12 protein-coding genes are annotated in these 12,246 nt (G+C 69.4%); 10 read left to right on the top strand and 2 right to left on the bottom strand.

What is annotated here, in order from left to right:
* The first annotated feature begins 93 nt into the window (after positions 1-93).
* Positions 94-1,002, top strand: a complete 909-nt coding sequence (locus tag AC2DGY_RS15345; protein ID WP_484510635.1) for a LysR family transcriptional regulator — start codon at positions 94-96, stop codon at positions 1,000-1,002.
* 24 nt (positions 1,003-1,026) lie between these two features.
* Here AC2DGY_RS15345 and AC2DGY_RS15340 read toward each other — a convergent pair whose 3' ends face one another.
* Both AC2DGY_RS15340 and AC2DGY_RS15335 read right to left on the bottom strand, forming a co-directional pair.
* Positions 1,027-1,419: an ester cyclase gene (locus AC2DGY_RS15340; protein WP_484510634.1), complete on the bottom strand. Its 393-nt coding sequence runs from the start codon at positions 1,417-1,419 to the stop codon at positions 1,027-1,029.
* A gap of 277 nt (positions 1,420-1,696) precedes the next feature.
* Positions 1,697-2,650, bottom strand: a complete 954-nt coding sequence (locus tag AC2DGY_RS15335) for a GlxA family transcriptional regulator (RefSeq protein WP_484510633.1) — start codon at positions 2,648-2,650, stop codon at positions 1,697-1,699.
* 117 nt (positions 2,651-2,767) lie between these two features.
* On the opposite strand from AC2DGY_RS15335, the gene AC2DGY_RS15330 reads away from it, so the two are divergent.
* From AC2DGY_RS15330 to AC2DGY_RS15290, 9 genes are all read left to right on the top strand, one after another.
* Positions 2,768-3,436, top strand: a complete 669-nt coding sequence (locus AC2DGY_RS15330; protein ID WP_484510632.1) for a DJ-1/PfpI family protein — start codon at positions 2,768-2,770, stop codon at positions 3,434-3,436.
* Between the two features lie 8 nt (positions 3,437-3,444).
* Entirely contained in the window at positions 3,445-3,768 is a 324-nt protein-coding gene (locus AC2DGY_RS15325; protein WP_484510631.1) for a hypothetical protein, read from the top strand.
* A gap of 65 nt (positions 3,769-3,833) precedes the next feature.
* Positions 3,834-4,460, top strand: coding sequence for an acyl-CoA synthetase (locus tag AC2DGY_RS15320; protein ID WP_484510630.1), 627 nt, complete (start codon positions 3,834-3,836; stop codon positions 4,458-4,460).
* A complete protein-coding gene (locus tag AC2DGY_RS15315) occupies positions 4,457-4,810 on the top strand; it encodes an amino acid transporter (RefSeq protein WP_484510629.1) in 354 nt (117 codons plus the stop codon). The genes AC2DGY_RS15320 and AC2DGY_RS15315 overlap by 4 nt, the downstream gene beginning before the upstream one ends.
* 249 nt (positions 4,811-5,059) lie before the next feature.
* Positions 5,060-7,621 (top strand): glycoside hydrolase family 76 protein, encoded by a 2,562-nt coding sequence (locus AC2DGY_RS15310; RefSeq protein ID WP_484510628.1) that lies wholly within the window; start codon positions 5,060-5,062, stop codon positions 7,619-7,621.
* A complete protein-coding gene (locus AC2DGY_RS15305; RefSeq protein ID WP_484510627.1) occupies positions 7,618-8,937 on the top strand; it encodes a glycoside hydrolase family 125 protein in 1,320 nt (439 codons plus the stop codon). The genes AC2DGY_RS15310 and AC2DGY_RS15305 overlap by 4 nt, the downstream gene beginning before the upstream one ends.
* Entirely contained in the window at positions 8,934-9,917 is a 984-nt protein-coding gene (locus tag AC2DGY_RS15300; RefSeq protein ID WP_484510626.1) for a carbohydrate ABC transporter permease, read from the top strand. Before AC2DGY_RS15305 ends, AC2DGY_RS15300 begins: the two co-directional genes overlap by 4 nt.
* A 2-nt stretch (positions 9,918-9,919) precedes the next feature.
* The gene (locus AC2DGY_RS15295; RefSeq protein WP_484510625.1) at positions 9,920-10,840 is read left to right on the top strand and encodes a carbohydrate ABC transporter permease; all 921 of its coding nucleotides are present in this window, start codon (positions 9,920-9,922) and stop codon (positions 10,838-10,840) included.
* A 67-nt stretch (positions 10,841-10,907) separates the two neighbouring features.
* Positions 10,908-12,158, top strand: coding sequence for an ABC transporter substrate-binding protein (locus AC2DGY_RS15290; RefSeq protein ID WP_484510624.1), 1,251 nt, complete (start codon positions 10,908-10,910; stop codon positions 12,156-12,158).
* Positions 12,159-12,246: the final 88 nt, after the last annotated feature.

The raw sequence follows: 12,246 nt of genomic DNA, 5'->3' as shown, positions 1-12,246 counted from the left end.
GTTTACGAGTCAGCCTTCATCGCACCCCCGCGTCCCACCAGCGACAGATCGGAATGGCACCCATTCCGGGGTGGAATGGGGGATGATGCGGTGATGCTCGATGTCTCTCCGCGAGTACTCCGGACGTTCGTCGTGGTTGCTGAGACGGGGTCGTTCTCGACCGCGGCACAGCGGCTGGGGTTCACGCAACCCGCCGTGTCGAAGCAGATCCGTGCGCTGGAGTTCGCCGTCGGCGCGCCGTTGTTCCGGCGACTGCCTCGAGGCGTCGAGGCCACGGCCGCGGGGCGCGTCCTCCTGGCGCGGGCGAACATCATCCTCGACCAGTGGGAAGCGGCCGCCCTGGAAGTGGCGGGAGCGACGGAGACGCTCTCGGGCAGAGTGCGAGTCGGCGCGTTCCCGATCGCCGCCTCGGCCCTCCTCCCGCGCACCATCCGCGCACTGCAGCGCGATCACCCGGCCATCGAACTCGACCTGTCCATCGCCTCCACCCCGGCCCAGCTGCGTCGCCTGCGTGCGGGCACTCTTCATGTCGCGGTTCTGGCCACCGGTTCCGGGCTGCCCGACTACGACCTTTCCGGCCTCAGGATCGAGCCGGTCGCCGGACCGCAACTCCTCGTCGCCGTCCCCGAACACCACCGCTTTCCTCCGGGCGAGCGCACACCGGTGGCAGAGCTCGCGGACGAGCAGTGGATCGCGGGGAAAGGCGCTGCCGGCGATCCGCAGCTCGGCGCGTGGCCCACCCTCAGCAGCCCGACCGTCTCCTTCTCCGTCCAGGAATGGGCGGCGCGACTCGGCTTCGTCGCGGCGGGCCTGGGGATCACCACGATCCCCGGTTTCGCGAAGGCCTCCGTCCCGGAGGGCGTACGCACCGTTCACATCGACGACCCCCGTGGGCTCGACAGGCAGGAAGTCATCGCGACTCCGATCGAGCGACCCCGGGCAGTCGCGGCGGTCGTCGACGCCCTACTGCACCAGGCGACGCGACTGGTCACCGGTGACTGAGCGACCGGGTGGCGTCCGCCGGCGCTACGCGCGCAACTGCGTCAGCAACTCGAGATGGTCGGCGCTCCCGGCGAACTCCGCGATCCGCCCGTTGTGGAGGCGATAGATCGCGAACTCGGCGACGTTGGGGTGCCGCCGCGTCGGTGCAATGCCACGGAAGGTTCCGAGGTGGGTGCCGCTTCCCCGCAGGTGGGCGGCCAGCCGGTCCTCCTCCACGACCACCTGGATGCGGCGCCACCGCCAGTCCGGGAATGCGGCGAACAGATCGGCCAGGTCCTCGATCCACGCGTCGGCGCCTCCCGGCAGATGTGCGCGCCTCACGGAGGGATCCAGGAACGACCGGATCGCGTCGAGGTCGTGGCGGTTGCAGGCGTCCAGATACTCCGCGTACCACTCGCGCATCTCCCACGGCTCCATCCGACTATTCTCGGCGCCCCCGGACCCAGCGGCGCGGGGAGGCGCCTCTCCGCACCGTTCAAAATTCAGGAGACACGCCGCAGGCCGAGCCCCCCGGAGGCGGGATCGGCCCGTTTCTCCTGAGTTTTGAACAGCATCGGGCGACACAGACCCAGGGAGGGGGACGGCACGGCAAGACCCGTGCCGATCTCCGGGGCGGCGGACGTGAGCGGGCACCCTGCGGCCCGCCGCGGATCGATGCCGCCCGCCGGCGGTTTCACGTGCAACGACGGCGTGGTCAGCGGGACCGGCGGTCGGGACGGAAGGTCTTCCGGTAGGCGCCCGGTGTGACGCCGACGGCCTGACCGAACAGCGCCCGGAAGCTGCTCGGCGAGGCGAATCCGACCTGGGCCGCGATGCGCTCCACGGTGTGGTCGGTGGTCTCCAGCAGCTCCTGCCCGTGGCGGATCCGCACCCCGGCGAGCCACTGGATCGGACTCTGCCCCACCTCGGCGTCGAAGCGACGGGTGAGGGTCCGGATGCTGCATCCGGCGGCCTGAGCGATGTCGGCCAGGGTCAACGGCCGGTGGGCCTGCTCCTCGATCCACGCCAGCACGCGTTCGAGCGTTGCGGTCTGCGACGTCGGGCGGTTGCGGAGGATGTACTGGGCCTGGCCGCCGGTGCGCTGCAGCGGCGCAACCGCGAGGCGCGCCGCATCCGCGGCGACCGCGACGCCGTAGTCGGCCTCCACGATGTGCAGGCACAGGTCGAGGCCGGCAGAGGCGCCGGCGGAGGTGAGGACGGAACCGTTGTCGGTGTAGAGCACGTCAGCGTCCACCCGCGCGCGCGGGTACCGGCGGGCAAGCTCCGCGGCGGCGAGCCAGTGGGTCGTCACGTCGCGGCCGTCCAGGAGACCCGCTTCGCCGAGACTGAACGCGCCCACGCAGATGGATGCCACGCGCGAACCTCGCTCGACGGCGGCTTGCAGGGCGGCCAGCACCGGCGTCGCGGTCGCGCGGTGGGGGTCGTTGCGGCCGGGCACCAGGATGATGTCGGCGCGCTCGAGGGCCGCCATCCCCTCGTCGACGGCGATGTGCATGGGCCCCGCGGCCACCGTCGGGGAGGGCCCCGCCACGACGATCCGGTAGCCGGGTCGGCCGTCGGGGAGGCGTACCCGGCCGAAGATCTCCACGGGAGTGGCCAGATCGAAGGCGATCGCATCGTCCAGGGCCAGCACGGCGACGGTATGCATGCGCGCCAGCATAGGCGCTACGCCCGATGTCGGCCCGGGGAAGGGGTGGCCGATATCCGGAGGTTTATGGCCGGAAGGACACTGGGGCGCCGTCCGCACCCGCCGGAGGATGGGGGCATGGTCCTCCCGCGTTTCCAGTTCGTCCTGTACGACGGCTTCGATCCCCTCGACGTCATCGCCCCTTTCGAAGTCGTCACGGCGGGCGTGGACGCCCTCGGCGGCGGGTTCGACTTGGAGCTGGTCACCGCGGAGGGTCCGCGCATCGTGACGTCGGGAACGCCCGGCATCACCCTGGCGGCCACCGGCACGCTGGATCCTGCCGCCCGGGGGTTCGTCGTGGTGCCGGGGGCCTCGGGCGTCGTCGACGGCGACCCCGACCAGGGCGTCGACACCGTCCCCGTGCTGCTGGCACGCTTCGCGGCGAGCGAGGCGGCGCCCCTCCTGGCGCAGTGCCTCGCGTCGCCGCAGCTCACGGTGGCGACCGTCTGCGGCGGGTCTCTCGCGATGGCCATGGCGGGGCTCCTCGAGGGGCGGACGGCGACGACGCACGTCCTCGGCATCGACCTGCTGGATGCTGCGGGCGTCTCCGCGGTTCGGGCCCGCGTCGTGGACGATGGTGATCTCGTCAGCGCCGGCGGGGTCACGTCGGGCCTCGACCTCGGTCTCTACCTGCTCGAGCGCGAGTTCGGCCCGCAGATCGCCCGCGCGGTGGAGGTGCTGTTCGAGTACGAGCGGCGGGGAACGACCTGGAAGGCGACCGGCGCCGTGCCGGCCGCGGCAGCCTGAGGAGCATCATGACGTCCATCGCCGGCAGCTGGCGGCTGCGCATGAAGACACCGATCGGCACGATCGAGGCCGACTACCGATTCACCGAGACCGCGGACGGCATCCTCGGCACGGCCACCGGCGCCGGCGAGGAGGTCGCCCTCGAGAACGTCGCCGCCGTCGCCGCGCCCGACGGGGAGCGCGTGACCTGGACGCAGCGCATCACGAAGCCGCTGCACCTCAACCTCGCCTACGACGTCACCGTCGAGGGAGACGTCCTGTCCGGCTCGTCACAGGCCGGGCGTCTTCCCCGCACCGCCGTGACGGGGCGGCGATCGTCCGAATCGACCTGAACAGGCGCTCAGGCGGGCACGACTTAGACTGGAAGCATCCTTCCTCCGCCTTCCCGGGACGTGTCGTGACCGTTTCACCATCCGCCCGCGCCTTCGAGGTGCGGCACCTGCAGATCGCCCGCGCGCTGTTCGCCGCGCTGGCGGCGATCATGGTCACCTTCTCCCCCGACCACTCCGCCGCCGTGGGCCTGTCGGTCTTCAGCGGCTTCGCGATCGCCACGGGGCTGGTGTTCGCCCTGTCGGCGTGGATGGTGTTCCCCGCGGGCCGACGCGGACCGGCGATCCTGATGGCGACGCTCAACGTGGCCGCCGGCATGGTGGCCGGCATCGGGCCGTGGCGCACCACCGAAATGCTCTTCGTCATCGTGATCGCGTGGGCGGTGGCGACCGGCGCGGCCGAGATCGTGACCGGCGCTCGCTCGCGCAGAGACGGCCGGGGCGCGCGCGACACGCTGACCGTCGGCATCCTCACGGCCGCCCTGGCGGTCGCCGTCGCGCTCGTCCCCACCGGCTACGCCCTCGATTACTACATCGCGGAGGCGGGTCAGTCCTTCACCCTCACCGGCACGGTCATCGCGGTGGGCATCTTCGGCGGGTACGCCGCGATCGTCGCGGTCTACCTCGGCATCGCCGGGTTCTCGCCTCGCCGCGAGCCGGTTGCGGCTCCCTCGTCCGAGGAGGTCGGCATATGACCGACAAGCCCACCCGCCGCGACCTGATGCGCCCCGTGCAGCTGCTCGGGCTCGCCTTCGTCTGCGCCCTCTTCGCCGGCGTCGTCACGCTCGTCTCGATGGGGTTCTTCCAGGCCGGCGCGGAGGACAAGGCGCAACGCGCCCTGGTGCTCGCCGCGATCGCCGCCGGCATCGCGTTCATCGCGGTGCTCGTGATCGTCGCGCTGCTTCTCCTGGCGGTCGACCCCGCGCAGGTGGGCAAGACCCTCGACCGTCCGCTGCTCCTTCCCCAGGATGACCCGGATGCTGCGGCTGAACCGCCGACGGACGACCCCCACCGGCGCGACGGCGGCACACCCCCCGCCTCCTGAGTCCTCGCGACCTCCGCCGGATCTCCGGCACGGGCGATGAGCACATCATCGGACCCGCGCTCCACCCCGAACGGGGCGATCATCTCCCCGCGCCGCACCTACCAGGCGCTCTGGTGGGGGCCGCATCGGTGGCCGGATCACCCAATGAGTATAGAAATTCCCACTGGACGTATATAAATATGTTCGTTAATGTGAGGGCGTCCGGCGCGCATCGACGCCGCGGACCCATTCACATCGACGGAGATACGGATGACGCAGCGTGCGGCCCTCGGAATGCTGGCGACAGCGACTCTTGCTCTCAGCGTCGGCCTCGCGACGCCGGCGGCAGCCTCGACGGCGGATGACGCCGATCAGGCGTTCGACGCGTTCGTGGACGCGTTCTGGGATCCGGCGAAGAACTACTTCTTCACCAACAGCGACCATGTGATCGACCCCGCGCACGCCTTCGGACCCGAGGACGGGCTCTACACCGACTTCTGGTGGGAGGCGCAGCTGTGGGAAACGGTGATGGACGCCTATCAGCGCACCGGTGACGCCGAGCATCGACAGATGATCGACGACGTCTACGACGGATTCGTCGCGTACCACCCCGACTTCGAGAACAACTTCAACGACGACATCGGATGGTGGGCTCAGGGTGCCATCCGTGCGTACGCCCTCACCGGGGACTGCCGCTACCTCGAGCGGTCGACGCAGCTCTTCGACGGCATCTGGGCGGAGTGGGACGCCACCTACGGCGGCGGGATCTGGTGGCGGAAGGATCCGCGCGACCAGAAGAACGTCGCCACGAACGCGCCGGCATCGATCACCGCGACGCGGCTCTATCAGGCCACCGGCGACGCCGGATACCTCGACAAGGCCGTGCAGCTGTTCGACTGGGTCGACACCCACCTGCAGATCGACGGACACGTCTACGACCACCTCGAGGGGGCGGGCGACGGGACGCTGGTGACCTGGGACTTCACCTACAACTTCGGCAACTACATCGGTGCCGCGACGGCCCTGTACGAGGCGACGGGGGACGCGACGTACCTCGATAAGGCGATCGCCGCCGCGGACTGGGCGACCACCCACCTGACCAACGGCGGCACGGTCATCGACGAAGGCATCAACGACGGCGCCGGGTTCAAGACGATCCTCATCCGTCATCTCACCTACCTCGCCACCGTCCATGATCAGCCGCAGTACCTCCCGCTGCTGCAGGCCAACGTCACGCAGGCATGGGACCACCGCCGGGCCGGCGACAACTTGGTCGGGTGGAACTGGTCGGCGCCGACGGGGGACGGCCGCCTCCAGAGCCTCACGGCGGCGGCCGCGGTCAGCGCGCTGCAGGTCGTCCCCTCGAATGGGTATTCCGGGCCGCAGCCGGGCACCGGCGTCTACGACGCCGAGAACGCGGTCACCACGTCACTCGGCGCGGAAAGCTCCAGTGATGGCTTCCTCGGCCGCGGATACCTGGCCGGATGGAACACCGAGGGCCAGGCGGTGACGTTTCACGTGAACACCGCGGCTGCCGGCGCCCACGAGCTGCGGCTGCGGTACGCCGCGGCAGCCGGCGACGCGACGCGCCGCATCCTCGTGAACGGTGCCGAGGTGGGCGGCAACCACCGCTTCCCCGGCACGGGCTCGTGGTCGACGTGGGCGGAGACCGACCTCGACAACGTCGACCTCCTCGCCGGGCACAACACCATCCGCGTCGAGTACGCCGCCGGCTCGGGCTCGAGCCAGTTCCTCAACCTCGACCGCCTCGTCGTGTCGCGGCAGCTGGAGGCGGAGGCCGGCGTCCGCACGGGCGTCGACGTGGAATCGAACCCGAACGGCCACACCGGCGACGGGTATCTCGCCGGATGGAACGGCGACGGCCAGGGCGTGGACCTCGCGGTCGCCGTGGAGAAGGCGGGTCGCTACGACGTGACGCTGCGGTACGCCGCCGGCGCCGGTGACGCGTCGCGGAGCGTGGCGGTGAATGGCGACGAGGTCGTTGCCGATGAGGCCTTCCCCGGCACCGCATCGTGGGACGCCTGGCAGAGCGTCACTGTGCCGAACGTGGCGCTGGCATCCGGCGAGAACACGATCTCCCTCGTGTTCGACCCGTCGGAGGGCAGCCGCAACTGGCTGAACCTCGACCACCTGACGCTGCGGTACGTGCACGACGCACCGGCGGAGTTCGAGACGCGGGAGCCCGTGTCCTTCCCCGACGGCGGGTGCGATGAGGCACCGGATGGCGCGACCGCGCCTCCCGCGAAGGGGGTGCTCAGCTCCGACAACGGCTGGGACACCGGGCTCCACGACGGCAGCTACATCGTCACGATGAACCTGTGGTGGGGGTCGAACGCCGGCACCTACCGGCTCTACGAGAACGGCGAGCTTCTCGTCGAGCGCACTCTGACGCCGTCGTCACCCAATCCGCAGCAGGTGGCCGAGGCCATCAGCGACCGCCCGAACGGCGTGTACGTCTACACCGCCGAGCTCGTGAACTCCCAGGGCACCACGCCGACCGCACCTCTGACAGTCACGGTCCGCGACGCTCAGCCCGCCGTTCCGGTGCTGACCTCGGACAACACCGATGGCGACGGCGACTACACACTCACCGCGAATCTGTGGTGGGGCACCAACGCCACCTCGTACCGCTTCCTCGAGGGCAGCACCGTGATCGCCGAGGGCCGGCTGACCGATGCCACCCCGTCCGCTCAGACGGCGCGTCATTCCGTGATCGGCAGCAGCCCGGGCACGCACATCTATACGGTCGAATTCGCCAACTCGGCGGGCGCCACGCGCAGCGCGCCGGTCGCCGTCACCGTCGCACCATGACAGGGAGCCCCGTGAACCTCTACTCACCGGACATCGCAGAGCGGGTCATCGCCACTGTCGTCGATCGCCTCGGCGCGGATGCGGGCGACGTCTTCCGTCGCTGCTTCCTCGACACCCTCGACCGCACGATCGACCTGCTTCCCGACGGCACGGCGTTCGTGATCACCGGTGACATCCCGGCGATGTGGCTACGGGACTCCACCGTGCAGCTGACGCCGTACCTGCACTTCCTCGGCGAGGATGACGCGCTCGCCGACACCGCGGTCGCCGTCTCTCGTCGCCAGCTCGCCTTCCTCCTGCAGGACCCGTATGCCAACGCCTTCAACCGCACGGCCGACGGCAGCGGGCATCAGGACGACCTCACCGACATGTCGCCGGCGATCTGGGAACGCAAGTACGAGATCGACTCGCTCGCCTACCCCCTTCAGCTGGCTCACGACATCTGGCGCATCACCGGACGCACCGACCATCTGGGCGACTTCCCCGAGGCGGCGCGTGCCGTGGTCGCGGTGTGGAAGACCGAGCAGGAGCATGAGACACGCTCGCCCTACCGGTTCCAGCGCACCACCGGTCCCACGAGCGACAGTCTGGAGCGGAACGGCCTCGGCCGGCCCACCGCAGTCACCGGGCTGACGTGGTCGGGCTTCCGGCCGAGCGACGACGCCTGCGTGCACCACTACAACGTCCCCGGCAACATGATGGCGGCCGCCGTCCTCGGCGATATCGCCGAGTTGGCCCAGGGCGTCTTCGACGACTCCGAGCTGGTCGCATCCGCCCACGAGCTCCGGGCCGAGATCGTCGACGCCGTCGCCCGGCACGCCGTGGTGACGCTCGCATCCGGAACGGAGATCTACGCGTACGAGGTCGACGGACGCGGCAACGCCCTCCTGACGGACGACGCCAACACGCCCAGCCTGCTGTCGATGCCGCTGTTCGGATGGTGCGCGGCCGATGACCCCACCTACCTGGCGACCCGAGCGTTCGTCCTCAGCGACGCCAACCCCACCTTCTTCCGCGGCACTGCCGCCGAGGGGATCGGCAGCCCGCACACGCAGCAGGGCGCCATCTGGCCCATCGCCCTCGCCGTGCAAGGCCTCACCGCGCTCGACGACGCGGAGCGGCGGCGCGTCTTCGACACGCTGCTGTCGACCCACGCCGGAACCGGCGTCATGCACGAGTCATTCGACAAGGACGATCCCGCCGTCTATACGAGGCCATGGTTCTCGTGGGCGAACGCGATGTTCTGCGAGCTCGCGCTCGAGCTGGCAGGCCTGCGCACCCACGTGCGGCCCGCGGCGGAGGTGGAGTCGCGATGAGTGCCCTCGTCGACGTGACCCAGCGGGTGCTCGCCGAGGAGGAGACGGCGTCCCCACCGAAGCGGCCGGGATGGCGCCGGCGCCTGCCCGAGCGCGGCGCGTCAGGCGTGAGTGCGACCCGGCGCCAGCAGACGCGGAACGCGTGGCTGTTCCTGGCCGTCCCCGTCGTGCTCTTCGTGCTGTTCCTGCTGGTGCCCATCGTGATCGCGCTCGTGACGAGCTTCACCGACTACGCCGTCATCGGCGACTTCGAATGGGTCGGGGTCAGCAACTACGTGCGGGTGTTCGAAGACCCGATCTTCTGGGTCGCGCTGCGCAACACCGCCTACTACACGGCGCTGTTCGTGCCGCTGGGACTCGTGGTCGCGCTCGGCACGGCGCTGCTGCTCAACCGCAGCCGCAAGGCGGTGCGGATCTTCCGCACGCTCTTCTACATCCCGGTCATCTCGTCCACCGTCGCGACCGCGTCGATCTGGTTCTGGCTGCTGAACCCGCAGTACGGCCTTTTCAACGTCGTGCTGGGGTGGTTCGGGATCCCGGGCCCGGCGTGGCTCTACGACTCGCAGTGGGCGATGATCGCCATCGTTCTCATGAGCGTGTGGGCCGGTTTCGGCGCCAACATGATCATCTTCCTCGCGGCCCTCCAAGGGGTGCCCAGAGAGCTCATCGAGGCGGCGCGACTGGATGGCGCGAGCAGCTGGCGGGTCTTCTGGCACGTGACGCTTCCGGCCATCTCGCGCACGACGTTCCTCATCACGACGCTGCTTCTCATCGCCGCATTCCAGGTCTTCGACCAGGCCTACGTGCTCACGAAGGGCGGGCCGGGAAACTCCACCCTGACCCTCGTCTACTACATCTACGACCGCGGATTCGGGCGCCTGGAGATGGGCTACGCCTCGGCGCTGTCGTTCATCCTCTTCCTGATCATCCTCGTGTTCTCGCTGGCGAACGCGCGCATCACCCGAAGCAAGGCGGACTGACGATGATGACCACGACCTCCCCCGACGCTCTCGCGATCACCCCGGCTCGACGCACCGCCCGGCGGCGGCGTTTCGTCGGCACCGGCATCTGGTACATCGCGGTCATCGCCGTGAGCATCTCGACGGTGCTGCCGCTGATCTGGACGCTCTCCACCTCGCTCAAGCCGGAAACCGAGATCCTCTCGAGTCACCTCGAGATCATCCCGCGCACCCCGACGCTGGAGAACTACATCGCGCTCTTCGTCGACGGCCCGTTCGCGCAGTACCTCACCAACTCGTTCATCCTCGCGGTCGGCGGCACCATAACGAACGTCTTCTTCGGCAGTCTCGGCGGGTACGCCCTCGCGAAGCTCAAGTTCCGGGGACGGGTCGCTGTCTTCGGGTCGTTCCTGGCCTCGATGATGATCCCCGCGATCGTCACGATGATCCCGACCTTCCTCGTGCTGCGCTACTTCCCCCTCGCCGGCGGAAACGACATCTTCGGTCAGGGCGGGAGCGGCTTCATCAACAGCTACGGTGCCGTGCTGATCCCGTTCGCGGCGGGCGCGTTCGCGGTGTTCTTCATGAAGCAGGTCTTCGAAGCGCTGCCCGATGAGCTGGGCGACGCCGCGCGCATCGACGGGGCGAGCGAGTTCCGCATCTTCCGCAGCGTCTACTTCCCGCTGTCGACGGCGGGGGCCGCGGTGCTCGGCGTGCTGACCTTCCAGGCCGGATGGAACAGCTTCCTGTGGCCCCTCATCGTGTTGAAGGATCCGGCGATGCTCACCGTGCAGGTCGGGCTGGCCTCGTACGTCAACGAGTACGACACCCAGTACGGACCGCTCATGGCCGGAACCATCATCACGAGCATCCCCGTGCTCATCGTCTTCGTGTTCGCGCAGAAGTACATCGTGCAGAACTTCGCCAGCTCCGGCACGAAGTGATCGTCGCGGAGTCGCCACCCGGTGCTCCGATTCCTCCCACCACCCCAACACCCAACGGAGATCAGCAATGAGAACCACATTCCGCTCTGTTTTCGCGGTCGGCGCCGCCGCCGTCCTCGTGACGGGCCTCGCCGCATGCTCGGGCGGCGCCACATCCGGCACCGCCAGCGGAGCCGAAAAGGTCGTCTTCTGGGGTTCCTGGTCGGGCGATCAGGTCGCCCAGCTCGAGGCGCAGGCGGATGCCTTCAACGAGTCGCAAGACGAGTACGAGGTCACCTACGTGCCACAGGAGCTCGTCGAGGAGCAGCTGCTCACCGGGCTGGCGTCGGGCGACGTGCCCGATGTCGTGCTGTGGGACCGGTACAACACACCCGTCTACGTTCCCAAGAACGCACTCGCCCCGCTCGACGAATACATCGACGCGGATGGCGTGGACCTCGGGCAGTTCTACGATCAGGCGCTCAGCGAGCTCGTGATCGATGACGTCACCTACGGCATCCCGCTTCTCGTGGACAACCGATCACTGTTCTACAACACCACCGCGCTCGCGGAGGCCGGTGTCGAGCCGCCCACCAACTGGGACGAGTTGAGGGCGGCGGCCGAGGCGACGACCGTCCGCGACGGCGGAACGCTCACGCGAGCCGGCTTCCAGCTCAACGACCCCGGACTGTTCAACATGTGGCTCACCCAGGCAGGCGGCCAGATGTACAGCGAGGACGGAGAGACCACGGCGTTCAACGGCCCCGAAGGCCTCGAGGTGCTCGACTTCTGGCAGAGCATGCTGGACGCCGGGGTCTACGAGCTCGGTTTCGGTGAGGGAGTCGACGCGTTCGCCGAGGGGAACGTCGCCTTCAAGCTCGACGGGCCATGGGCGCTGTCGGGTCTGGACAAGACGGATACCGAGTACGGCATCGTGCAGCCTCCCGCCGGCCCGACCGGCGCCCGCGGTGCGGGCATGGGAGGGTTCGGCCTCGTCATCCCGCAGGGGGCGAAGAACGCCGACGGCGCGTGGGAGTTCATCAAGTGGTGGACGACCCAGCCGGAGAACGGCGTCTCATTCGGTGAGATCTCGGGATGGATCCCCGCGAACATCGAAGCGGCGAACGACCCGTACTTCACCGAGAGCCCGAGGTACGCAGCCTTCATCGAGACGCTCGAGTACGCCGAGGTGCGCTCACGCGTCCCCGGCGCATCCGACGTCGAAGGCAAGGCACTGATCCCCGCCCTCGAGAAGTTCCTCGCCGGCGAGGTGACCGCCGAGCAGGCGCTCGCCGAAGCCCAGGAACTGGGCGACCAGATCCTCGCCGACAACCGATAGCCGTCGGGAGCGGGGGGGGGGGGGGGGGGGGGGGGGGGGGGGGGGGGGGGGGGGGGGGGGGGGGGGGGGGGGGGGGGGGGGGGGGGGG

The sequence above is a fragment of the Microbacterium sp. Z6_144 genome, from assembly GCF_057197625.1.
The sequence above is the reverse complement of the archived record's forward strand: the minus strand, read 5'-3'. Positions and strand labels throughout refer to the sequence as shown.